We start from the raw sequence: 21,664 nt of genomic DNA, 5'->3' as shown, positions 1-21,664 counted from the left end.
CTTAATTACGCCTTCTTTGCTTTGCGGCGTGCCAGGAAGCCCAGGATGCCCAGGCCGCCGATCAGCATGCCATAGGTTTCTGGTTCTGGAACAGCCATCACGGTCACTTCACCGCTGTACTTGGCGCCTGCCATGGCAGTGCCATACAGCTCCAGGGTGAACGGCGACATGCCGGTGGTGTCGATGCCCCAGAATTTCAGCTTGCCGGAGCCGAAAGCTTCACCGGTTACGCCGTTCAGGTTGGACTGAGCGGCGTCGAAGGTCAGGTTCTGACCGGACAGGGTCACCACGATGTTGTACACGCCTGCGTCCAGGCCATCGAAGGTGATCACGTCCAGGCCGCCGGACAGCACTTCGGTCTGGCCAGCGCTGTTGAAGAAGTTGTCGGCGCCGATGCTCAGGGCGACGTTCTGGTCGTCAGCGAAAGCGGAGAAGGAGGCGGCGGCCAGCAGGCCTGCAACTGCGAATTTCAGTTTCATGAGCTTGTCCTTAGGAGAGTAGTTGGTCGCTGTTCGGTGATCAATCAATTGCTGAGAAAAATAATATCATTTTTCTATCGCCCGTCCAGTGCGCACGATATAAAAATATTATTTTTGCTGCTTTTTTTGTAACAAACAGCGAGCTCTGCCCTATTTCTTTTCCTGCTCGACATTTTCCACCGGTTCGGAGGCCGGGACGGGCTCCGTTTCCGGCGCCGGGGAGCTCTCCGGTTCAGGTGCGCGGGGCGGCGGCGGGGGCGGCGCATCGGGGTCCTGCGCGGGCGGCGGCAAGGGCGCGCCCGTCATCGGCGTGGGCGCCGGGGGCGGCGGCACGGCCGGCTGGCCCGGGCCGGACTTGGGAGGCAAAGGCGGCTGGCCGTCGCGCGTGAACTTCCAGTCGGCGACATATTCCTTGCCTTCGAAGGCCTGGAAACGGGTCGGAAAGTTCGCCACCTTGATCGCCCTGGCCTGGCTGAGGCTGTAGATGGCGACCACGCCCACCTTGTCGCCCAGGTAGACGATGCCCCACTCCGCCTTGCCCGTCATGGGATCGACGAAGATCTTGCGCAGGTGGCGGCGGGTGCCGGGAAAGCGGGGGTCCTTCAGGAGCTCCTTGAGCGTGGGCGGCTGTTGCGGCTGTCCGGGCGGGGTGGCCGCCGCGTAGCTTTTCAGGGCGTCGCTGAACTGCTCGCCGATGTCGAGCAGGGCCTGTTCGGCGGCGGCGCGGCGCATGGCGACGCCCAGGCGCAGGGTCGCCGCCGTCACCAGGCCGATGATGGCCACCAGGACGATCAGGCTCACATAAGTGAAGCCCGCGGCCCGCCTACCACTCGGCGTAGGGTTTGCCGTTGCGGTCATTGCCGGGGGCTCCGCTCTTGATGTCGGCCACGTTGCCGCGCGCGGGCTGCTCCGGGGGCACCAGCAGCCAGCTGTCGCTGCGCTCGGTGATCGGATCGACAGGCACGGCGCGCAGATACTTCTTCTCCACCAGTTCCTCCAGCGACTCCGGGTAGGCGCCGGTGTCGCCGTAGAACTGGTCGATGGTGGCGCGGGTGCTGCGCAGGTTCTCGGCCAGCACTGTCTCCTTGCTGCGGTCCACGCTGGGGAAAAAGCGCGGCACGGCGAGCGTCAGCAGCAGGGCCACGATGCCCAGCACCACCAGCAGTTCGATCAGGGTGAAGCCCCTGGCCTTCTTGTTTACCATTTTCGGTAGGGCACGCCGTTCAGGCCCGCCTGTTCGGAGGTGGAATACACGTCATAGACGTCCTCGCCTTCGCGCGGCTCGTCCGGCTCGCTGGCGTAGCTGCGCTTGCCCCATGTCTGCGCGTCCGTCAGCTCGCTGTTGCTGTTCATGGGGTCGCGCGGAATGCGGCGCATGAAGTAGATCTTGGCCTTCTTCGGGTGGCGCAGGTCTGGCACGCCCTCCACCAGGGTCTCCAGCGTCTTGGGATAGCCGGTGCTGCCCAGGGTTTTCTCGATGCGGCCCTCGTCCCAGGCTTTCTTGTGGGCGTCCAGGCCCTTGCGGATATCGTGCAGGGCCTCGCGCAGCGCCGCCTCGTTGCGGCGCTGGATCGTGGTCTGGGCGACCGGAATCACCATCGCTCCCAGCACGCCCAGAATGGCCAGCGTGACCAGCAGCTCGATCAGGGTGAAACCGCGGCGCCGCGCCTGCATCATGGCCTGGCTCACTGCTGCTGGGCGGGCGGCGGCACATTGGACGGCGCGGGAGCCGGCTGCGCGGGCTGCACCGTCTGCGGCGGCGGAGGCGGCGCGGGCAGCGACACGCTGCTGGCAGGTCCCGGCTGGGTGCTCGACATCGACACGTTGCTCGCCGGCGGTGGCGGCGCATTGAGCGCGGGCGGCTGCGGCACTGCGGACGGCTGGGCCTCGGGCGCGCCCTGCGGCACATTGGTGTTGCGGCCCGGGACGGTGACCGTGGTGCGCACGCTGACGTCCGGCTTGCGGCGGAAGTTCGCCTCGGTGCCGGCCGAGAACTCGGAGGCCGAGGCTTCGGGACGCTGCAGGTTGCGGATCAGGTGGGGCGTGATCGACAGCACGATCTCGGTCTGCTGGCTTTCGTCGGTGCTGTTGCCGAACAGGCGGCCGAGGATGGGGAGCTCGCCCAGGCCGGGAATCTTGTTGCCCGAGCTGCGGTCCGTATTGTTGATGAGGCCCGCCAGCACCTGGTTCTCGCCGTCCTTCAACTGCAGCATGGTGGTGGCCTGGCGCGTGCCGATCTGGTAGGCGGTGCTGCCCGTCTTGGTCTCGATGCGGCTCACCAGGTTGCTCACCTCCAGCGCAATGCGGATGCCCACTTCGTTGTTCAGGTAGATAGTGGGTTCGGCGTTCAGGGTCAGGCCCACGTCCACATAGTTCACGCTCTCCTGGGAAAAGCCCGCGGTGCCGCCTGGCGAGACCGTGGTCGTAATCACCGGCACCTTGTCGCCGATCTGGACCTTGGCCTTCTCCTTGTTGCGCACGCGGATGCGGGGATTGGCCAGGAGCTTGGAGTCGCCGTCCGTCACGTTGGCGTTGATGGTGGTGCTCAGGCTCGAAATCGCGATGGTGCTGCGGTTGAGGGTATCCAGATCGGAGAGGTGCAGGCTGGTGCCATTCGACCTCGTGACTGGCGCCAGCGTCACGCCTGCGGGCCACTCCACACCCAGCTCCATCAGGCGGCTGCGCTTGATCTCCAGGATCTCCACTTCCAGCATGACCTCCGGCTCCGGCATGTCCTGCAAGGCCACCAGCTTCTCGGCCATGCGCACGGCGTCCGCATTGTCGCGCATGATGACGAGATTGAGCTTCTCGTCCGCCACCACGTCGCGCGATTTGAGGATGGTCTTGAGCGTGTTGGCCACGTTCTTCGCCTCGGCATTGGCGAGGTAGAAGGTCTTGATCACCGTTTCCTGGTACTCGCGCAGCTTGGCAGCGATGTTCGGGTAGATCAGCACCGTGTTCTGGTCCATGACCTGCTGCTCCAGCTGGTTCGACATCAGCAGGTAGTAGACCGCCGACTCCACCGTGCTGTTGCGCAGGAAGATGGAGGTGCGGGTATCGGTCTTCACGTCCTTGTCGAAGACGAAATTCAGGCCCGAACGGCGCGAAATCACGTCGAAGACCTGCTTCAGGGGCGCATCCTTGAATTCCACCGTGATCGGCTGCTTGTACGCTTTGGCCAGGGCGCCTTCGTTCTGCACCGGCGGGGACTTCTCGTTGATCTCGCGCAGCAGGGCGCGCGCCTGGACGTGGTCCGGCTTCTCGGTGAGGATGGCATTGACGCGGGACTTGGCCAGGTCGTAGTCCTTGCGCGCCAACAGTTCGGCGGCGGCGGCCAGCGCCTTGCCGTGGCGCTCATTCGTTTCCAGGGTGCGGTAGCCGGCGCGCGCCCGTTCGTTCTGCGGATCGAGGGCCAGCACACGCTGCAGGTTCTGCATCGCCAGCTCGTTGCGCCCGGCCGCCATGTCGGCGTCGGCCTGCTGCAGCAAGCGGATGCTGGCGCGGTCGCGGGCTTGCAGGTAGGCCGCGCGGTACTCCGCATTGCCGGGTTCCTTGGCAACGGCTTCCTTGAGTTTGAGCAGGCCCGCTTCCACCTGGTCCTTCGCAACCAGGTCTTTACCTTCGCGGAAGGCCATCTGGGCGGCGCAGCCGCTCAGGGCTGCCACCATGGCGGTCAGGGTAAGCGCATGACGCAGGCCGCGGCCTGCCCGGTGAATGTGACTTGGCATCACTCGATAACTCCAATGTTGAGCTGCTGCACCTGGTTCATGGGCAGGTAGGTAACGGTAAGCGTCGGCGGCGCGATCGACTCCACCCGATACGTTCCGTCGATAACGGTCTTGTTATGCACCACATAGGTCTGTTCTCCCCGCGCCAGATAGACCTCCCACTGCCCGTCGGTCACCGACTTGCCGATGAAAGCAAAAGGCAGTGGCGGCGCGCTGGGCGGCTGGGGCGGCGCCACCGGGCCGGGAGGCGGCGGGGGCGGCGGGGGATTCCAGTTTTGGCCGAGGAATACGCCCTCCCCGCTGCGGAAAGCCGCCTCTCCCGCCTCGCCGATCAGGGTGGAGCGGGGAACCAGGCGCAGGATGGCGTTGTCGGTGGTGGCAGCGTCGGCGGCTGGCGCGGGGGCGCGCGGCGCCGCCACGGGCGCGCTGCGCGGCGCGCGCTCCACCGGTTCCGCCACCCCGTTGCTGGGCGTCGTGTCGCCGAAGAGCACCAGCCCTGCGGCGGCCAGCAGCGCTGCGCCCATAAGCAGATGGCGCGGCTTCACGGCTGCTCCTTCAAATAGAGGGTAAAGCGCAGGCGCGCCTCGACCGTCGGGTCGCCGATGGCATCGCGCCGGAAGCTGATCTCGTCCAGCGCCGCAAAGGGCATGGCGGCCAGCGCCTGCAGGGCGAACTGCCAGATGTTCTGGTAGGGGCCGTGCACCGGCAGCGTGATCTGGTAGGTGGACACGGCGCTGGCCTTGTCGTAGCCGGACTTGTATTCGCCCTGGCGCAGGTTCAGGCCCGTCTTCGCAGCCAGGTCGAACAGGGTCTTGACCTGCTGCTCGGCGTAGCGGCGCTCGCCCAATGCCTGATAGAACGCCGCCAGGTTCTCGTTGGCGGTAGGCGGCGGAGGCGGACGCACCAGGGAAGCGGGCGTCGGCAGGGGCTGCGCCAGAACTGCCTGCTGCGCCGCGCGCTGCGGCAGCAGCCAGGCCCACAGGGCCAGGCCGAGGGCCAGCAGCGCCAGGGCCGCGCACACGGCGGGACCGGCGCGCATCACAGAGATACGCAGGGAGAGCAGCAGGCTCGCGAAGCGCACGTCCTTCATCGCGCTCTCCACTGCGCTTCAACCTGGAAGCGGATAGGCCGGTTCGGATCCTGGTCGCCGATCTCATGGCGCGCCAGCACCGCCGTGACAAACACTTCCTGCTGCTTGAGCAATTCTATGTAACCCACCATCTCGTCGCTGCTCTTTGCCTCGGCCGTGATCTTGAGGACCTGCTTGCGCGCATCGGGCTCCAGCGCCAGCAGGGCGATATTGGCGGGCGTGGCAGCGGCCACGCCATCCTGCAGGTCGCGCCATGGGAGATTGAGCTGCAGCACGGCCGCGTTGACGGCGCTGGCCTGCGCCGCCGGAATGGCAGTCTGCGGCAGGGCGGCCGGCTGCTGCGCCAGCACGGCGGCGCGCTGCTGCACGCGCCGCAGCTGCTGCGTCCTCTCCTCGCGCTGGTCCGCCAGGTGCAGCGCCAGCCACGCGGCGCCCGCGCACAGCAGGATTCCTGCGGCGCCGGCCAGCGCGGCAGCCGGGTGCAGGCGGTACAGGGTCCGGCGCCAGCCCGCGGGCGCAAAATCGATATGCATGCGCCTCATGCAGGGCTCCCGGAAGCGGCCAGCATGCTGGCCGGGGAAAGACTTTCAGCAACTCCGCTTCCCAGCAGGGCTAGCGGCACCTGGCCCGCCGCAGCGGGCTTGGCGAGCGCTGGCGGCAGCTGGCCCGCGATCTGCACCAGCGGCGGCACGCCAGTGCCCAGCAGCAGCGCTTCGCGGTTCACCGTCTGCGTCAGCCATCCGTGATCGGCGCCATGGGGCAGGGGCAGGCTGCGCAGCGCGCGCAGTTCGCCCGCCTCGATGACGGCAAGCGTCAGCAGCTCTCCATGTGCGTGGGCGAACCATGCGTCGGCACGCACGGCGCGGCGCCAGCGGTTCCAGGCCGTAACGAACATGGGCACGCACTCCACGAGCGCCATGCCGTAGTCCTGGGCGGTGTGTTCCAGCGCGGCCTGCAGCGTGCGCGGCACGGCGGCGGCGAAGAACGGTCCGTTGGCGCGCCAGTCCGCGCTCACCTGCCATGCGGAAGGCGGTTCGCCATACAGGGCGTGGAAGCGGAGCGTGGCCGCCGCCTCTATGTCCGCCAGGCGCGCGGCCTGGGGCGGAGGCGTCACCTGCCAGATGCGAACCAGTTCGTCGGACAGCACGAAGGCGACCGGCCAGCCCTGGGTGGGCTGGCCTTCGAGCAGGGCGCGCAGCGCATGGGCCAGCGCTTCCGCCTGGCCCGGGCCGTCGGCCGGCGCCACATAGGCGCGTTCGGCCAGCACCTCCAGCTTCGGCGCGCGCCAGCGGTTCACGCGCAGCAGGGATACCGCATTCGGCGCAATGCCGATGCGCAGGGATTGTCCCGGAAACTTAAGCATGCAAGGTCACCCGCTTGATCTCCGCGAGAGTGGTGCCGCCGCGCTTGACCACTTCCAGCGCGGCCTGGCGCAGGCTGCGCGTGCCATTGGCATAGGCGGCCTGCTTGATCTGCCGGATCGGCCGCTTCTCCACGATCAGTTCGCGGATCTCATCGTTCAAGGTGAGGATCTCCGCGATGGAGCGGCGGCCCTTGAAGCCGGTGCCGCGGCAGTCGCCGCAGCCCTTCCCTTCCTTGAAAGTGTAATCGTGCACGTCCGCGCGCGTGAGGTTCACGCTGGCCAGCTCCTCGTCGCTGGGCGTGTACTCGCGCGCGCAGTGCGGGCAGTTGATGCGCACCAGGCGCTGCGCCCAGATGCCGTTCAGGGCCGACACGAAGGCGTAGGGATCGATGCCCATGTGCGTGAAACGGCCGAAGACGTCGAACACATTGTTCGCGTGCACGGTGGTCAGCACGAGGTGGCCTGTGAGCGCGGACTGCACGGCGATTTCCGCCGTTTCGCGGTCGCGGATCTCGCCGACCATGATCTTGTCCGGATCATGGCGCAGGATGGAGCGCAGGCCCTTGGCGAAGGTCAGTCCCTTCTTCTCGTTCACGGGAATCTGCAGGATACCGGGCAGCTGGTACTCGACCGGGTCCTCGATGGTGATGATCTTCTCGCGGCCGTTGTGGATCTCGGTCAGGGCTGCGTACAAGGTCGTGGTCTTGCCCGAGCCGGTGGGGCCCGTGACCAGCAGCATGCCATAGGCTTCCTGCGCCAGCGTGCGCAGGGTGGCCAGCGAGGGCGCGTCGAAACCCAGCGCTTCCAGGGTGAGCGAGCCGTAGGACTCGATCATGGCGCGCTTGTCGAGGATACGGATAACGGCGTCCTCGCCGTGGATGCTGGGCATGATGGAAACTCGCAGGTCGATCTCGCGTCCGCCCGATTCGACGCGGAAGCTGCCGTCCTGCGGCACGCGGCGCTCGGCGATGTCCAGTTCGGCCAGCACCTTCAGGCGCGAGATGATCTGCTCCGCCACTTCCACGCCATTGACGGCGGTGGCGTGATCGAGCACGCCGTCCACGCGGTATTTCACCGCGAGGCCGCCAGCCGTGCTTTCGAGGTGGATGTCCGAGGCGCCCGCCTTGAGTGCGTCGTACAGGGTGGAGTTCACCAGCCGGACGGCGGGGCTGGCCCCTTCCGACACGGTGGCGAAGGAGAGCACGGCGGCCGTCTTGCCATCGCGGCGGGAATTGTCGGCGCCCGGCAGCAGGGTATCGACGGCGCGCGCGGATTCCTCCTGCTTGGACAGGTAAGCCTGGATGTCCGACTGCAGCGCCAGGCGGATGCGCAGCGGCGCGGAAGGCGTGGCGCGCGCCTGCGTTCCCAGCCAGGTCTGCTGGTCGAGATCGAAGGGATCGGCGACCACGCCGATGACGGAGCCGTCCTGCATGCGCAGCAGCACGGCATGGCGGGCCATGGCCTGCGACAACGGGAGCAGGTCGAAAGCGGGCGTGAAGGCCAGCATCTCCTCCGTTTCCAGCACCTCCAGGCCGAAAGGCCGGGCCAGGGCGCGCACCAGCAGGCGCGGTTCGCTGCCGGTGAGCGCTTCGAGTTCTTCCACCAGGGTGCGCTTGGACAGGGCGCGCGCGCTGCGCGCCTTGGCCAGCAGGCCCGCATCCAGAACGGGCAGCGCAGCGGCGGTATTGAATGCCGGGTTGCTCATGACATTTCTCCGGCCAGGTCAAAAATAGGCATATACAGCAGCACCACGATGGCGCCCACGATCAGGCCGATGCCGGCCATGAGCAAGGGCTCGAAGGTGCGCGTGAAACGGTCGATCCAGCGGGCGATCTCGCCGTCGTAGAAGGCGGCGGACTGGGTGAGCATGGGGCCCATGTCGCCGGTGCGTTCGCCCACGCGCAGCATGCGCAGGGAGATCGGCGTGGTCAGCCCATTGGCCTCGAACGCGGTCGAGAGGGGCAGGCCCGCCTCCACCGCCAGGCGCGCCGACTGCAGGCCGCTCTTCACATTGGCCGACACCATGCCCTGCACGGTGTCGATGGCCTGCACGATGGTGATGCCGCCTTCGGTCAGCATGCCCAGCGTGAGGTAAAGGCGGGACAGCTCGTAGATGCGCACCCGCTCGCCGATGCCCGGCAGGCGGCCAAGCAGGCGTACCAGCCCGCCGCTCGCCATGAGGCGCCGGATGCCCAGCACCGCGCCGCCCAGCAGCAGTGCCAGGGCCGCGAGCAGCGCGCCGGTATGGGCGCCCGCGAACTGGCCCCAGCTCAGCATCACTTGCGACATCCAGGGCAGGTTGCGGCCCGCGCCCTGATAGACCTCCGCAAAGCGCGGCACCACATAGCCGATCAGGAACATGCTCACGCCGCCGCCCACCAGCAGCAGGATGCAGGGATAGATGGCGGCGCTGACGATCTTGCCGCGCACCAGGTCCACGCGCTGCTGGTAATCGATATAGCGGGCCAGGGAGCGCGGCAGGTCGCTGGTGCCTTCGGCCGCCTTCACGATGCCGACATAGAGGGGCGGAAAGAGCTGCGGCTGCTCGGCCAGCACGGCCGAGAAGCGCTGGCCTTCGCGCAGGCCAGCCAGCAGCCGTTCCAGCACGCTGCGCGTGGCGGGCGCCGCCTCCTTTTCAAGCAAGGCCTCCAGCGCTTCGACGATGCCGAGGCCCGCGTTCAGCAGCGCCAGCAGCTCCTGGCTGAAGAGGACGAGCGACAAGGCCTTGCCCCGGCCCGCGCGCAAGGCGCCGCGCACCGGGTGGATGGCGCTCACGAACAGGCCCCGCGCCTCCACCTGGCGCCGCGCGTCGGCCTCGTCGCGGCCATCGACCACCAGGTGGCCGATCACCATTTCCGGCGACAGGGTGCGAACGTCGAACTGCATGGCGGGAGGGACGCGGGCGTCTTATTGCGAAGTGATGTCGGCGTTTTCCGCCGCGCCGCCGGGCTGGCCATCCTTGCCCAGGGAAGTGATCTCGTACTCGCCGCGCGAACCGGGCGCCTTGTACTGGTAGGGATTGCCCCAGGGATCGGGTGGAATGCCCTTCTTCAGGTAGGGACCGTTCCATTTGGCGCCGGCCGTCGCGGGGGCGGTCTGCAGCGCGGCCAGGCCCTCCTCGGTGGTGGGGTAGCGGCCCACGTCGAGCCGGAAGGTGTCGAGGGATTTTTCGAAGGCCTCGATCTGGGCCTTGGCCACGGTGACCTCCGACTTGCCCAGCTGCGAGAAATACTTCGGACCGACATAGGCGGCCAGGAGCCCGATGATGACGATCACCACCAGGAGTTCGAGCAGGGTAAAACCGGCCCGCTTGCGCATTTTCTGTGCTGCCACCATCCGAAACCAAGCTCCTTCAACACTGAGTGAACGGCCAAGGCTACCATGCCGTTTAAGGTTTCGACAATGTTTTCCGTCCAGTGTGGAGCTTTTACTGAAGAGCATTACATTTTGAGACAAAACAGGGCCCGGCGATGAAAAATGAGACAGGAAAAACGTCGCGAAAAGCGCATGCCACGGGGCTTGCAACAGAGATTTCCCTCGCGAAACGGGCTCAGCCGTGCTACATTGCTAGCTCATCCATTTCCCCCGCTGTGCCATGACCTCTGCCCTCCTCCGCAAGCTGTTGCCGGTGGCGTTTGCCGCCTTGGCAGGCGCTGGCGTGTCGGCGCAGCAGGCCCAGCCCGCGGAAACGCCTCCGGCCCGTGGCGCCTCCCCCTGCCTCGATTCCATCAAGAACAAGCAGCAAGACAAGGACGAGCGCGAGCGCGCCAAGTCCGATGCCAGGATCGAAGGCATCAAGAGCGCCTGCCGCCTCGAAGACGGCAGGCAGCTCAAGCAGGCGCGCATTGTGGAAGAAGGCCGCAAGGTAGAGCAGTGGAAAGTGGAAGAGGACGAGCAGGAGCTGCGCAAGTTCAACGAAGGCCATGAAGGCACGCACACGCTCAAGCTCATCCGCACGGTCGAAACCATCGACGTCACCGAATCGGAAACGCGGCGCAAGATAGCCGAAGTGCCGTGGGCGCCGTACGCGGTGGACGAATTCGGCTTCATCGAAAAATACTACGGCCAGTTCAGCGGCATCGATGGCCAGTTCGGCATTGGCGGCCTGAGCCTCGCTGCAGGCAACCAGGCCAAGCAGGCCGCGAGCACCGCCGACAGCAAAAAGGCAGCCGCCATGGCTGCCGTCCCAGAGCCCGCTACCTGGGCCCTGCTCCTGGCAGGCCTCGCCCTCCTCCCCCTCACCCGCCGCCGCTAAGCACAGCCCAGTCCGTGTCCACATCTGGTGCCAGGGAAGATTTTTGGACACAACCTCAGCCCTAAGCCGCTAGTGTAGAGCTCGTGTCCACTTTTCTTCCCTGGCACCAGATGTGGACACGGGCTCGGCCGTTTAGTGGCGATGGTAGGGGGCGGCGAGGGGCTCGCCGAGGATCAGGCCTTGCGCGGGCCAGGCGACACTCTTCCAGTAGGCTTCGATCGCCGTCGATCCGTTCAGGTAGTGGCGCAGCAGCACCGTGGGATTGGGGAACTTTTGCCAGTGGTTGCAGGGCTCGCTCACCGTGCCGTAGGTCGCCGTCGCGCCCGCTTCCAGCCAGCGCAGGCTGCTCATCTGGCTGTCGCCCAGCAGGTCGCCGCCCCAGGAAGTCAGATGGTCGGCCAGGGCGCCGGGGACGAATTGCAGCGTGTCCAGCTTGCTGACGCTGGCTTGCCCCGTCTGGTAGATGAGAATGTCCTTCGCGCCCTCCAGCACGTCCTGCTGCAGGGTCTTGATGGTGAGTTTTTTCGCCGGGATGACGCCCGAGCGCGGGAAGAAGGGAACGCGGCTGCTGCGCGCCTTGTCGCTCGTGACGAGATAGTAGGCCGTGGCCGGGGCCGCACGGAAGCCGCTCGCCACGCCGCGCTCGATCAGGGCCTTGGCGTCGGCCACGGATTCGGTGGGCATGAGCATCGCCAGGCGCAGGCTGTCGGCGCGGGGGCTGGACGCCGCGGAGTTGAAGTAGGCGCTGGGCCGCCCGGGGCCACAGGGCTTGAGGCATTGCTGGGGATCGAAGCCGAGCGTGTAGGCGGCCGTGATGGCATTGCATTCCACCGCGTACGGCGCCGTCCAGACCATGAGCACGGCGTCGATGTCGGCAGGCAGCTTGCTGTCGATTTCTTCCTTGAGCCTGGCGAACTGCTCGGCCGTGAGCTTGCGCGGCTTGCCGGGGATGCGCACGTGGACCATGTTGCGGGCCGGGATGTCGCGGGCCTTGCGGTAGTGCTCGGCAATCGCCACGCTGTTCGGTTCATCGTCGTTGACGATGACGGCAAGGTGGGCGGCCTGCAGGCCGGGACTGGTCATTTGCGCCTGGACGGCGCCGGCCAGCAGCAGGGCTGGCAGCAGGAAGGTCGCTCGCAAAACGGGTACGCTCCATGAATAAAAAAACGGAAGCCGCAGCTTCCGTTTCGATTATAGCGCCTTCGCTCAGCCTTGCTTGCGGCGGCGGGCCAGGAAGCCCAGCAGTCCGAGGCCGCCGATCAGCATGCCATAGGTCTCCGGTTCAGGCACGGCATTCACCGTGGTCAGGGTGCCGCCGTAGCTGGCCGCCTCGCTGCCCAGCAGCGTGCCCGATACCATCAGATAGTAGCTGTCCGGCACCAGGTGCGAGGTGGACAGGGTCCACACATCGCTCAGGCCGCTGGAATGCTGCATCCCGCCCAGGGACAGGCCGGCCGAATTGAACAGCTCGAAGCCGCTGATCGAGATGCCGTCCACCGTACCCGGGGTGACGGCGATCACGCCTGCAGCCAGATCGAAGGTGCCCACCGAGGCGAAGTCCCAGCGGTCGGTGAAGGTGTCGCCCGAGGCGCCGTCCAGCACGCGGCCAAAGAAGTTGGTGCCGTTGGTGAGGCTGATGGTGCCGGTGCTGCTGATGTCGGCCGCCTGGGCCGACCATGCAGTACCTGCGATGGCGATTGCAGCTAGAACGGTTTTCATTTTCTTCATTATTACCCCCGTAAAAAGAGTCCGCAGGCCAGGATTGGCCCACACAGTTTTCGGACAACTGCGGGGCGATCTTACATGTCTAAAATGCCACCTTGTCAAAGAAATATGTAAAAATTTCTCAACAAAAACAATGCCTTACGTAAATTCGATGAGGCGGCCGCGGCGCTAAGTCCCTGCCCGCAAAGGGGAAAACGGGCGTGATTTCGCAGACCGAAACGTGTTGCGAAAGCTGTAGGACGAAACCTACGGGCAGGCGAGCCATTCTCCGTCTTACTGCAGAGATAAAAAAAGGAGGCCGAAGCCTCCTTTTTGCAAGTCACCTCAAGCGCTCAGGTGCGCTGGTAGACATCCTCGAAACGCACGATGTCGTCCTCGCCCAGATAGCTCCCGGACTGCACTTCGATCAGGTGCAGCGGCACCTTGCCCGGGTTCTCCAGGCGGTGGTTCATGCCGATGGGGATGAAGGTGGATTCGTTCTCGGTCAGCAGGCTCACCTTGTCGCCGCAGGTGACGCGCGCCGTGCCGCTCACCACCACCCAGTGCTCCGCGCGGTGATGGTGCATCTGCAGCGAAAGCTTGCCGCCCGGGTTCACGGTGATGCGCTTGACCTGGAAGCGCTCGCCGATGTCGATGCCCTCATAGCAGCCCCATGGACGGTACACGCGCGTATGGTGCAGGTGCTCGGTGCGGTCCTGCCCTTTCAGGTGGTCCACCACCTGCTTCACGCGCTGCACCTGGTCCTTGTGCGCCACCAGCACGGCGTCCGGCGTTTCCACCACCACCAGGTCTTCCACGCCCACCACGGCCACGATGCGGCTCTCGGCGCGCACCAGGGTGTTCTTCACATTGTCCAGGTAAACGTCGCCGCGGCTCACATTGCCGTCGCCGTCGCCCGGCTGCACTTCCCACAGCGCGGACCACGAACCCACATCGCTCCAGCCGATGGAGGCCGGAATCACCACTGCGTGGCGGGTATGCTCCATCACGGCGTAGTCGATGGAGTCCGACGGGCAGCTGGTGAAGGCGGCTTCTTCCAGGCGGCAGAAATCCAGGTCGCCGTAGCCCTTGTCCACCGCTTCCGCGCTGGCGGCCAGCATGGCGGGCTGGAACTGGCCCAGCTCCTTCAGGTAGGCTTCCGCCTGGAACAGGAACATGCCGCTGTTCCAGTAGTAGTTGCCCGCTGCGACGAAGCCTTCGGCCGTGGCGCGGTCCGGCTTCTCCACGAAGCGCTCGACCTTGAAGGCCTGCTCGCCCTTGGGCATCGGTTCGCCGCTCTTGATGTAGCCATAGCCCGTTTCCGGTCCCGTGGGCACGATGCCGAAGGTGACGAGCGCACCGGCGGCAGCCTGTTCGGCGGCGCGGCCGATGGCCTGGTGGAAGGCTTCGGTATCGGTGATGACGTGGTCGGCGGGCAGCACCAGCATCATCGCTTCCGGGTCCCTGCGCTTGAGGAAGTGCGCGGCAGCGGCCACGGCGGGCGCCGTGTTGCGGCCGACCGGCTCCAGCAGGATGGCCATGGGCTTGATGCCGATCTCGCGCATCTGCTCGGCGACGAGGAAGCGGTGCTCATTGCCGCACACCACCAGCGGCGGCATCAGTTCCGCGCGGCCATGCAGGCGCAGCGCCGTATCCTGCAGCATGGTCTTGTCGGAGACCAGGGGCAGCAATTGCTTGGGCAGCGCCGCGCGCGAAAGTGGCCACAGACGGGTGCCGGCGCCGCCGGACAGGATAACGGGATAGATTTTCATGCTTTCTTCTGTTCTAGTTGGGTGAGGTCGCCCAGGCTCTCCAGATGGCGGCGCTGCGCGCGGCGGTCGCGCGCATTGGCCCATTCGTTCGAGTCGTACTGCGACACATGCTTCATTTCGCCGGAGCGGTCGACACTATAATCCTTCAGGACGATTAATTCCTCCAGCGTAACATCCGGTAACACACGAGTATATTCGAACAACACGCTGCGCACCACCTTGGCGCCCGAGCAGATATGGCTGCCGTGACCAATCCAGCTCGGCCCCACGATGTGGGCGCCGGGGTCGATGCGCACGCCGGAGCCAATGTACACGGGCCCTTCGATCTGCGTGCCCTCGCTCCAGTCGATGCTGGTGTTCAAGCCCACCCACACGCCCTCCTCCACCTGCACGCCCGGCACCTTCATATTGGCGACGTCGCCCAGCAGCACGGCCTGCAGCACTTCCCAGTAGTCCTTCACGCTGCCGATGTCGATCCAGTCGAACTTGCGGGTCTGGCTGTAGAAAGGCAGGCCGCGCTCGGCCAGCAGGGGGAAGAGCTCGGAGCCGATGTCGAAGGGACGGCCCGAGGGTATGAGGTCGATCACTTCCGGCTCGAAGATATAGATGCCGGTGCTGGCGCAGTTCGAGCGCGCCTGCTCGCGGCTGGGCTTTTCCTGGAAGGCGGTGACGCGGCCGTCCTCGTCGCTCACCACCACGCCGTAGCTGCTCACCTTTTCCCAGGGCACTTCGCGCGTGATGACGGTGGCCAGCGCGCCCTTGCGGCGGTGCTCGAACAGGGCCGACTTGATATCGAGGTCGATCACGGCATCGCCGCACAGCACGATGGTGGTCTCGTCGAAGAAGCCGCCGAATTCCTGGATCTTCTTGATGCCGCCCGCCGAACCGATGGGCTCGGGCACTACTTCGCCGTCGTCGTTGGTATAGCCCTCGAAGGAGTAGCCGATCTGCACGCCGAACTGGTGGCCTTCCCCGAAATACTCCTCGATCTTGTCGTGCAGGTAGCTGACATTGACCATGATCTCCGTGACGCCGTAGCGCGCCAGGTGTTCCACCAGGTAGGCCATCACCGGCTTGCCGAGGATGGGAATCATGGGCTTGGGCAGCTCATAGGTCAAAGGGCGGACGCGCGTGCCTTTGCCGGCCGCAAGAATCATAGCTTTCATCGGTAACCCCTTATCTGTTGATCCGTTTATTTCGCTGAGGACTGCCAGCGCCAGGCATCGGTGCACATGCGGTCGATGTCGTAACGCGCTTTCCAGCCCAGTTCGCGCTCCGCGCGCGCAGTGTCCGCATAGCAGGTGGCGATGTCGCCCGGCCTGCGGCCGACGATCTTGTATGGCACCGGCTTGCCGCTGGCCTTCTCGAAGGCGCGCACCATGTCCAGCACGCTGTAGCCATGGCCCGTGCCCAGGTTCCAGGTGCGCACGCCCGGCCCTTCGGCCAGCTTGTCCAGCGCCTTCAGGTGGCCGAGCGCAAGGTCGACCACGTGGATATAGTCGCGCACGCCCGTGCCGTCCGGCGTGGGGTAGTCGCCGCCGAACACGGACAGGCTCTCGCGCCGCCCCTCCGCCACCTGGGCCACATAGGGCAGCAGGTTGTTGGGAATGCCGCTCGGGGCTTCGCCGATCAGGCCGCTTTCGTGCGCGCCTACCGGGTTGAAATAGCGCAGCAGGGCAATGCGCCAGCTGTTGTCGGACACATGCAGGTCGCGCAGGATCTCCTCGATCATGAGCTTGCTGCGCCCGTAGGGATTGGTGGCCGACAGGGGGAAGTCTTCGGTGATGGGCACCGTGGCCGGGTCGCCGTAGACGGTGGCCGAGGAGCTGAACACGAGCGTCTTCACGCCGTGCTTTGCCATCACCTCGCACAGGGCCACGCTGCCGCTCACGTTGTTGTCGTAGTAGCGCAGGGGCTGGGCCACCGACTCGCCCACCGCCTTCAGTCCCGCGAAATGGATCACGGCCCCGATGCCGCGCCCTGCGAACACTTGCTCCAGCGCTGCGCGGTCGCGGATGTCGGCGTTCTGGAATTCGAACTCCTTGCCCGTGATGCGCGCCACGCGCTGGCGCACCGAGGGGTCGGCGTTCGACAGATTGTCGATCACCACCACCTCATGGCCCGCCTGCATCAGCTCCACGACGGTATGGGAGCCGATATAGCCCATGCCGCCCGTTACCAGTATCTTCATCAGCTTTCCTTCTTCTGGAATACCTGCGGCAAGGGTGCATTGGCCGAGTACAGTCTTTCGTAGGCGGCCAGCAGCTTGGGCGCTTCGTATTCCCATTCGAGTTCATTGATGACGCGGTTGCGGCCGAATTCGCCCATCTGGGCGCGCCGCGCCGGATCGTCCAGCAGCTCGGCGATCTTCCTCGCCATGTCCACCGGATCGTTCTTGGCCGCGTACAGCGAAGCCTGCTGGGCCGAATAGCGGCCTTCCACCAGGTCGAACTGCACGATGGGCTTGCCCAGCGCCATATACTCCATGATCTTGTTCATGGTCGATTTGTCGTTCATGTCGTTGGCCACGTCGGGATTGACGCAGACATCGGCGGTGTTGAGCATCTCCAGCAGCTGCTGGTCGGGCACGCGGCCGGTGAAGGTCACGTAGTCGGCGATGCCCATCTTCTGCGCCAGCTCCTTCATCTGCTCCAGCGAGGTGCCGCCGCCCACGAGGCCGAACTGCACGTCGGTACGGCCCATGTCCTGGATCAGGTGGCGGGCCGATTCGAGCAGCAGGTCGATGCCTTCCTGGGCGCCCATCACGCCCACATAGCCCACCAGGAAGCGGCGGCCCTTCTTCAGGGCCTCCACCGGCGGCAGCACCTTCAGGCGGTCCAGCTTGGGGCCGCTGCGTACGACATATACCTTGTCCGGGTCCATGCCGCCCCGCTCTATCGCAATCTTTTTGTAGGATTCGTTGGTGGCGATGGAGACGTCGGCCGTGTTGAAGGACCAGCGCTCGAACAGCACCATGAGCTTGTAGAAGAAATCGCGGCGGCCGAACTTGGCCTCGTAGAGCTCGGGGTTGATGTCGTGATGGTCGAAGAGGAACTTCTTGCCCATCGCGAGCTTGAAGAAGCCGCCGATCAGGAACAGCAGGTCGGGCGGATTGCAGGCATGAATGATGTCGAAGCCGCGCTGGAACAGCACCTTCCACGCCAGGCGGAAGGTGTGGAACAGGGCCAGCGAGTATTCGATGGCATAGCCTTTCGCGCCCTCGGCCTCCAGGGGCAGGCGGTAGCGGTAGATGTGGATGCCGTCGATGACCTCGTAGCGGCTCTCGTAGCCCTTGCCCGTGGGGCAGATGATCGAGACTTCGTAGCCGTTCGCGTACAGCGTGGTGGCTTCCTGCCACACGCGCCGGTCGAAGGGCGAAGGCAGGTTCTCGACCAGGATGAGGACGCGCTTACCAGCAGATGCCGTCATACTGCCCCCCGCTCTGCTCCTTGCTGATGCGCACCAGGTCCACCACGGTCTGCCCTTCCTTCAGCATGCCCGGCACGGCCTTGAATTCGGCGGCGCCGTTCCCAATGACCACGGTCTCGGCGAAGGACAGCACTTCGTCCATCGACTCCACCATGAGCTTCGAGATGTGCGGGATGTGGTTCAGGATGTAGTCCTGGTTCGCGCCCGTCAGCGCGGCGAGGTTCACGTTCTTGTCGTAGAGCTTGAGCTCGTAGCCCTTGCCCAGCAGGTGCTCGATCACGTCCACCAGGGGCGATTCGCGCAGATCGTCCGTGCCCGCCTTGAAGGAGAAGCCGAGGATGCCCACCTTGCGCGCGCCCTTGTCCATGATCATCTTCAGGCCCTTCTCCACCTGCTTCTGGTTGGACGGCAGGATGCTGTTCAAGAGCGGCAGGTCCAGGTCCAGGTTGCGCGCCTTGTAGGTCAGGGCGCGCACGTCCTTGGGCAGGCAGGAGCCGCCGAAGGCGAAGCCGGGCTTCATGTAGTAAGGCGAGAGATTGAGCTTGGTGTCCTGGCAGAAGATCTCCATGACCTTGTGGCCGTCGATGCCCACGGCCTTGCAGATATTGCCGATCTCGTTGGCGAAAGCCACCTTGACGGCGTGCCAGGTGTTGTCCGTGTACTTGACCATTTCGGCCGTTTCCACGTCCGTGCGCACGAGGGGCGCGTCCATTTTCTCGTAGAGCTTGAGCAGCATCTCGCCCGCCTTCTCGTCGGTCTCGCCGATCACGGTCTTGGGCGGATGGTAGTAGTCGTGCACGGCCGTGCCTTCGCGCAGGAACTCGGGGTTGTTGCACACGCCGAAGTCGACGCCCGCCTTCTTTCCCGAAGCTTCCTCCAGGGTCGGAATGACCACGGCGCGCATGGAGCCGGGCAGCATGGTGCTGCGCGCCACCACCACGTGGAAGCCGTCCTTCTCCTTCATGGCCGCGCCGATCTGCTGGCAGACCTTGCGCACGTGGCTCAGGTCCAGATTGCCGTTCAGCTGGGAAGGCGTGCCCACGCAGATGAGGGACATGTCCGTATTGAGCACCGCGTCGCGCACGTCGGTGGTGGCGCGCAGCAGGCCGTCCTTCACGGTGGCCGCAATCATGGCCCCGATGTCCTTCTCGATAATGGGCGTATGCCCTTCGTTGATCAGGTCCACCTTGGTGCGGTTGGGATCGACGCCGATGACGGTGTGGCCGTCCGATGCCAGGCAGCCCGCCGAGACGGCGCCCACATAGCCCAGGCCAAAGATACTGATTTTCAAGATCCTGCTCCTCAATGTTTAGACGTGCTGCCCAGTCACAGCCATTGCAACGCGATTTCGGTCACAATCTCGGCCGTTCCACGAATCCTGCCGCGCCAGGCGGCAGTGGTGATCGTTGTTTTTTCATCGAATCTGCGTGAGATCCAGCCGCCGATAGGTGCTTCGCTGCAACGCAGCAATTCAGCCCCCTCGCCCAGCCCGCATTTCATGTTCATGCTGACCCGGCTTCCTGCGGCACGCAGGCCTTCCGGCGTTTTTTCCACTGCACAGCCCTCGGCGAAATGCCAGTGCAGGACTACTTCGTGATCGTTGGACGATTCTAATATATCTTTTACAACAACCACGTTCCGATTGGAATCAAAGCAAATTTTGCGGCGGTGCAACACAGAATCCGCGAGGCGGCGGTATCCGTCGTGCTCGCCTTCGAATACCTGGACCCCGCCCGAGACATCGTGCGCCAGGAGCCGGGCGTTCGCTTTGTGCAGCCACATGAAATTGCCCGCGATTTCGGATTGATCCATGCCGTCCACCTGCACCGTGTTGTGGGCGGCCGTGCTGCGGAAGTAATCGCGCCACGCTTTCTGCGTGTGATAGGCATAGGTGCCGGGGTCGACCAGCAGCTCCTCTCCCCCGGCGGACAGCGTGAAGGACAAGGCGTCGGCATGGCCGTGGGCGGCGATGGAGAGGTAGCCCAGGGGCGCGCAGTCGGCCACGATGCGCACTTCGCGCGGGCCGCCGAAGTCCTTGCCCAGCAGGTAGTAGCCGCCTTCGGGGAAGGCCATCACGGGCTGCTCCGGCCCGGCAGGCGGCAGGTTTTCCCACTGTTCCGCGCCATCGTGGGTGAAGAGCCAGCGGTTCTTGTCGTCCAGCCGCCCCGCCTTGCGCTTGAAGTCGCCCCGCCCGAACAGCAGGGCACAGCTGGCGAGCAGGGAGCGGTAAGGACTCCAGTCCGCCTCGTAGGACAGGCGCACCATCTGCGCGTCGTCCGCATCGCCCGTCATGGGCACATTGCCGCCCGCATCCATCAGGGCCGCCACGAATTCGGCCATGCGCTCCAGGCGCTCCAGATAGGCGGGCGAGAAGCTGGCCCCGTTGGCGCGGGCCACGTGCTGGCAGAGCAGCATCATGTCCATCACCTCGTGCTGGTAGTAGATGGCCTGCTCCTTGTTCACGCCGTCCGCCGTGTTCTGCTTCAGCGCCTCCGCTTCCAGGCCGCGCCGCGCCAGCTCGCGCCAGCCTGCGCTCGCGGCCCAGCAAGGCCACTGCACGCTGGCGATGAAGAGGCCCATGTACTCGCCGAAGAGGTGGTTGTTGGCCGAGGAATGGCGGGAGAAATAGCCGCGGATGAAGTGGCAGTGCTGGTAAATGTTGTCCAGCCAGCGGCGGCGGAAGTCGCGCCCCGCCTGGCCATTGAAGAGCGCGGTATCCGCGCCGCCCAGCAGGTTCCAGGCGAAGGCCCAGTTCACCAGGCGCACCGCCAGTTCGAGGGAGCTGGTCCAGTGCACGCCGCGCGCATAGGGGCACTGCTCGAACCAGGATTCGAGCAGGGCGCGGGCGCCTTGCGCATAGCGCTCCTCTCCCGTTGCGCGCCAGGCGAGCGCGAGGGTCACAAGTTCCAGGTGGCGGCTCGGCTCCCACAGGTATTTGATGTCGCCCACCACGGACTCGCGGCGGTAGTCGATGGCCTTGCCCAGCTTCATTGGCGCTTCGGTGCCGGTCTTGGGATCGCGGTTCCAGTTGGGCGGAAAGCCCAGCTGCAGGCCGCGCAGCGCAAACACGTTCCAGCGCCCCGCCAGCACCTCGTCGGCCGCGGCGCGCAGCGCGGCCAGGTCGATGCCCTCGGCGGGCGCGCCGACAAAGGCGATGCCCAAGTGCGAGAGCACAGGCTCCGGGGGATGCGAGGCGAGACCGACACCCAGCCTGCTTGCCCCTTTCTGCACTACCTGCTGCACGCGCCAGGCGATTTCCGGCGCACCCATCAGCTTCACACGGTTAAGTTTCCACGCCAGTGAACTCATAAAGTCTTCGTTTGCATAATCAACGGAAAGCGTTGCGGGCGCCGCCCATCAGGTCCAGGTCAGGCTGGATGCGGCTGCTGTGGATGGCTTTGGCGGGAATGCCCGCCACCGTCACGCCGGGCGGCACGTCGTGCAGCACCAGCGCCCCCGCCGCCACCCTGGCGCCACGGCCCACCACCACCGGCCCGAGCACGCGGGCCCCAGCCCCGATAAAGGCCCCGCTCTCGATCACGGGCACTGCCACCTCGCCGGAACGGCCGCCAATGATGACCTGCGGGCCGATATAGACGTCGTCGCCGATCACGGCGCGCGCATGCACCACGGTGCCGATGCCCTGGTAGGCGAAGGTCACCCGGTGGCCGACTTTCACGGTGGCCGGAAGAACAAGGGAAAAGAGAACGCGGTTCATCAAATACAGCAGCTTCGGCAGCACCGGAATGTGCAGGCGGTACAGGAGAGCTGACAGTTTGTAGATCTGGATCATTTGTCGCTCCTGCAAGTGTTTAGATGAAGAAATGCTAACATTTCCGCACAC

Annotated in this window: 22 protein-coding genes; 1 reads left to right on the top strand and 21 read right to left on the bottom strand. The window is 65.4% G+C overall.

The genetic code is table 11. From position 1 onward, the window contains the following. Positions 1-5: 5 nt before the first annotated feature. From LSQ66_RS04095 to gspG, 12 genes are all read right to left on the bottom strand, one after another. Positions 6-479, bottom strand: a complete 474-nt coding sequence (locus LSQ66_RS04095) for an FxDxF family PEP-CTERM protein (protein WP_231768539.1) — start codon at positions 477-479, stop codon at positions 6-8. A gap of 150 nt (positions 480-629) precedes the next feature. Further along, positions 630-1,337: a type II secretion system protein gene (locus tag LSQ66_RS04090; RefSeq protein WP_231768538.1), complete on the bottom strand. Its 708-nt coding sequence runs from the start codon at positions 1,335-1,337 to the stop codon at positions 630-632. Beyond that, a complete protein-coding gene (locus tag LSQ66_RS04085; protein WP_231768537.1) occupies positions 1,303-1,683 on the bottom strand; it encodes a type II secretion system protein in 381 nt (126 codons plus the stop codon). The genes LSQ66_RS04090 and LSQ66_RS04085 overlap by 35 nt, the downstream gene beginning before the upstream one ends. Continuing rightward, positions 1,677-2,153, bottom strand: a complete 477-nt coding sequence (locus tag LSQ66_RS04080) for a type II secretion system protein (RefSeq protein ID WP_231770047.1) — start codon at positions 2,151-2,153, stop codon at positions 1,677-1,679. Before LSQ66_RS04080 ends, LSQ66_RS04085 begins: the two co-directional genes overlap by 7 nt. Before the next feature lie 11 nt (positions 2,154-2,164). Next, positions 2,165-4,207, bottom strand: a complete 2,043-nt coding sequence (locus tag LSQ66_RS04075) for a secretin N-terminal domain-containing protein (protein WP_231768536.1) — start codon at positions 4,205-4,207, stop codon at positions 2,165-2,167. Beyond that, complete coding sequence (locus LSQ66_RS04070; RefSeq protein ID WP_231768535.1) at positions 4,207-4,752, bottom strand: hypothetical protein; 546 nt, start codon at positions 4,750-4,752, stop codon at positions 4,207-4,209. The genes LSQ66_RS04075 and LSQ66_RS04070 overlap by 1 nt, the downstream gene beginning before the upstream one ends. After that, a complete protein-coding gene (locus tag LSQ66_RS04065; RefSeq protein WP_231768534.1) occupies positions 4,749-5,297 on the bottom strand; it encodes a hypothetical protein in 549 nt (182 codons plus the stop codon). Before LSQ66_RS04065 ends, LSQ66_RS04070 begins: the two co-directional genes overlap by 4 nt. Beyond that, a complete protein-coding gene (locus tag LSQ66_RS04060; protein ID WP_231768533.1) occupies positions 5,294-5,839 on the bottom strand; it encodes a PilN domain-containing protein in 546 nt (181 codons plus the stop codon). Before LSQ66_RS04060 ends, LSQ66_RS04065 begins: the two co-directional genes overlap by 4 nt. Continuing rightward, positions 5,836-6,660 (bottom strand): hypothetical protein, encoded by an 825-nt coding sequence (locus tag LSQ66_RS04055; protein WP_231768532.1) that lies wholly within the window; start codon positions 6,658-6,660, stop codon positions 5,836-5,838. Before LSQ66_RS04055 ends, LSQ66_RS04060 begins: the two co-directional genes overlap by 4 nt. Beyond that, complete coding sequence (locus LSQ66_RS04050) at positions 6,653-8,365, bottom strand: GspE/PulE family protein (RefSeq protein ID WP_231768531.1); 1,713 nt, start codon at positions 8,363-8,365, stop codon at positions 6,653-6,655. The genes LSQ66_RS04055 and LSQ66_RS04050 overlap by 8 nt, the downstream gene beginning before the upstream one ends. Beyond that, positions 8,362-9,546: a type II secretion system F family protein gene (locus LSQ66_RS04045; protein WP_231768530.1), complete on the bottom strand. Its 1,185-nt coding sequence runs from the start codon at positions 9,544-9,546 to the stop codon at positions 8,362-8,364. The genes LSQ66_RS04050 and LSQ66_RS04045 overlap by 4 nt, the downstream gene beginning before the upstream one ends. 21 nt (positions 9,547-9,567) lie before the next feature. Further along, complete coding sequence (gene gspG, locus LSQ66_RS04040) at positions 9,568-9,996, bottom strand: type II secretion system major pseudopilin GspG (RefSeq protein ID WP_231768529.1); 429 nt, start codon at positions 9,994-9,996, stop codon at positions 9,568-9,570. A 259-nt stretch (positions 9,997-10,255) separates the two neighbouring features. On the opposite strand from gspG, the gene LSQ66_RS04035 reads away from it, so the two are divergent. Continuing rightward, positions 10,256-10,915, top strand: a complete 660-nt coding sequence (locus LSQ66_RS04035) for a PEP-CTERM sorting domain-containing protein (protein WP_231768528.1) — start codon at positions 10,256-10,258, stop codon at positions 10,913-10,915. 132 nt (positions 10,916-11,047) lie between these two features. On the opposite strand, the gene LSQ66_RS04030 is transcribed toward LSQ66_RS04035, so the two are convergent. The 9 genes from LSQ66_RS04030 to LSQ66_RS03990 form a co-directional block, all read right to left on the bottom strand. After that, positions 11,048-12,055 carry a TIGR03790 family protein gene (locus LSQ66_RS04030; RefSeq protein WP_307730242.1) on the bottom strand — a complete coding sequence of 336 codons (1,008 nt, stop codon included), beginning with the start codon at positions 12,053-12,055 and terminating at the stop codon, positions 11,048-11,050. Between the two features lie 66 nt (positions 12,056-12,121). Continuing rightward, on the bottom strand, positions 12,122-12,634 hold the full coding sequence (locus tag LSQ66_RS04025) for an FxDxF family PEP-CTERM protein (RefSeq protein ID WP_231768527.1): 513 nt from the start codon (positions 12,632-12,634) through the stop codon (positions 12,122-12,124). Between the two features lie 338 nt (positions 12,635-12,972). Next, positions 12,973-14,391 (bottom strand): mannose-1-phosphate guanylyltransferase/mannose-6-phosphate isomerase, encoded by a 1,419-nt coding sequence (locus LSQ66_RS04020; protein ID WP_231768526.1) that lies wholly within the window; start codon positions 14,389-14,391, stop codon positions 12,973-12,975. Continuing rightward, the gene (locus LSQ66_RS04015; RefSeq protein WP_231768525.1) at positions 14,388-15,557 is read right to left on the bottom strand and encodes a sugar phosphate nucleotidyltransferase; all 1,170 of its coding nucleotides are present in this window, start codon (positions 15,555-15,557) and stop codon (positions 14,388-14,390) included. Before LSQ66_RS04015 ends, LSQ66_RS04020 begins: the two co-directional genes overlap by 4 nt. Before the next feature lie 26 nt (positions 15,558-15,583). Further along, positions 15,584-16,582, bottom strand: a complete 999-nt coding sequence (galE, locus tag LSQ66_RS04010) for a UDP-glucose 4-epimerase GalE (protein WP_231768524.1) — start codon at positions 16,580-16,582, stop codon at positions 15,584-15,586. Then, on the bottom strand, positions 16,582-17,820 hold the full coding sequence (locus LSQ66_RS04005; protein ID WP_231768523.1) for a glycosyltransferase family 4 protein: 1,239 nt from the start codon (positions 17,818-17,820) through the stop codon (positions 16,582-16,584). Before LSQ66_RS04005 ends, galE begins: the two co-directional genes overlap by 1 nt. Further along, entirely contained in the window at positions 17,801-19,111 is a 1,311-nt protein-coding gene (locus tag LSQ66_RS04000) for a nucleotide sugar dehydrogenase (protein WP_231768522.1), read from the bottom strand. Before LSQ66_RS04000 ends, LSQ66_RS04005 begins: the two co-directional genes overlap by 20 nt. A gap of 35 nt (positions 19,112-19,146) precedes the next feature. Further along, positions 19,147-21,129 (bottom strand): heparinase II/III family protein, encoded by a 1,983-nt coding sequence (locus LSQ66_RS03995; RefSeq protein WP_231768521.1) that lies wholly within the window; start codon positions 21,127-21,129, stop codon positions 19,147-19,149. 19 nt (positions 21,130-21,148) lie between these two features. Continuing rightward, entirely contained in the window at positions 21,149-21,613 is a 465-nt protein-coding gene (locus LSQ66_RS03990) for a serine O-acetyltransferase (RefSeq protein WP_231768520.1), read from the bottom strand. Positions 21,614-21,664: the final 51 nt, after the last annotated feature.

This window comes from Massilia endophytica, from assembly GCF_021165955.1.
Classification (GTDB): Bacteria; Pseudomonadota; Gammaproteobacteria; order Burkholderiales; family Burkholderiaceae_D; genus Rugamonas; species Rugamonas endophytica.
The sequence above is the reverse complement of the archived record's forward strand: the minus strand, read 5'-3'. Positions and strand labels throughout refer to the sequence as shown.

Coding starts and splice junctions, on each gene's coding strand:
- LSQ66_RS04095 (WP_231768539.1), bottom strand. CDS start 479: ATGAAACTGAAATTCGCAGTTGCAGGCCTGCTGGCCGCCGCCTCCTTC.
- LSQ66_RS04090 (WP_231768538.1), bottom strand. CDS start 1,337: ATGACCGCAACGGCAAACCCTACGCCGAGTGGTAGGCGGGCCGCGGGC.
- LSQ66_RS04085 (WP_231768537.1), bottom strand. CDS start 1,683: ATGGTAAACAAGAAGGCCAGGGGCTTCACCCTGATCGAACTGCTGGTG.
- LSQ66_RS04080 (WP_231770047.1), bottom strand. CDS start 2,153: ATGCAGGCGCGGCGCCGCGGTTTCACCCTGATCGAGCTGCTGGTCACG.
- LSQ66_RS04075 (WP_231768536.1), bottom strand. CDS start 4,207: ATGCCAAGTCACATTCACCGGGCAGGCCGCGGCCTGCGTCATGCGCTT.
- LSQ66_RS04065 (WP_231768534.1), bottom strand. CDS start 5,297: ATGAAGGACGTGCGCTTCGCGAGCCTGCTGCTCTCCCTGCGTATCTCT.
- LSQ66_RS04060 (WP_231768533.1), bottom strand. CDS start 5,839: ATGAGGCGCATGCATATCGATTTTGCGCCCGCGGGCTGGCGCCGGACC.
- LSQ66_RS04055 (WP_231768532.1), bottom strand. CDS start 6,660: ATGCTTAAGTTTCCGGGACAATCCCTGCGCATCGGCATTGCGCCGAAT.
- LSQ66_RS04050 (WP_231768531.1), bottom strand. CDS start 8,365: ATGAGCAACCCGGCATTCAATACCGCCGCTGCGCTGCCCGTTCTGGAT.
- LSQ66_RS04045 (WP_231768530.1), bottom strand. CDS start 9,546: ATGCAGTTCGACGTTCGCACCCTGTCGCCGGAAATGGTGATCGGCCAC.
- gspG (WP_231768529.1), bottom strand. CDS start 9,996: ATGGTGGCAGCACAGAAAATGCGCAAGCGGGCCGGTTTTACCCTGCTC.
- LSQ66_RS04035 (WP_231768528.1), top strand. CDS start 10,256: ATGACCTCTGCCCTCCTCCGCAAGCTGTTGCCGGTGGCGTTTGCCGCC.
- LSQ66_RS04025 (WP_231768527.1), bottom strand. CDS start 12,634: ATGAAAACCGTTCTAGCTGCAATCGCCATCGCAGGTACTGCATGGTCG.
- LSQ66_RS04020 (WP_231768526.1), bottom strand. CDS start 14,391: ATGAAAATCTATCCCGTTATCCTGTCCGGCGGCGCCGGCACCCGTCTG.
- LSQ66_RS04015 (WP_231768525.1), bottom strand. CDS start 15,557: ATGAAAGCTATGATTCTTGCGGCCGGCAAAGGCACGCGCGTCCGCCCT.
- galE (WP_231768524.1), bottom strand. CDS start 16,582: ATGAAGATACTGGTAACGGGCGGCATGGGCTATATCGGCTCCCATACC.
- LSQ66_RS04005 (WP_231768523.1), bottom strand. CDS start 17,820: ATGACGGCATCTGCTGGTAAGCGCGTCCTCATCCTGGTCGAGAACCTG.
- LSQ66_RS03995 (WP_231768521.1), bottom strand. CDS start 21,129: ATGAGTTCACTGGCGTGGAAACTTAACCGTGTGAAGCTGATGGGTGCG.
- LSQ66_RS03990 (WP_231768520.1), bottom strand. CDS start 21,613: ATGATCCAGATCTACAAACTGTCAGCTCTCCTGTACCGCCTGCACATT.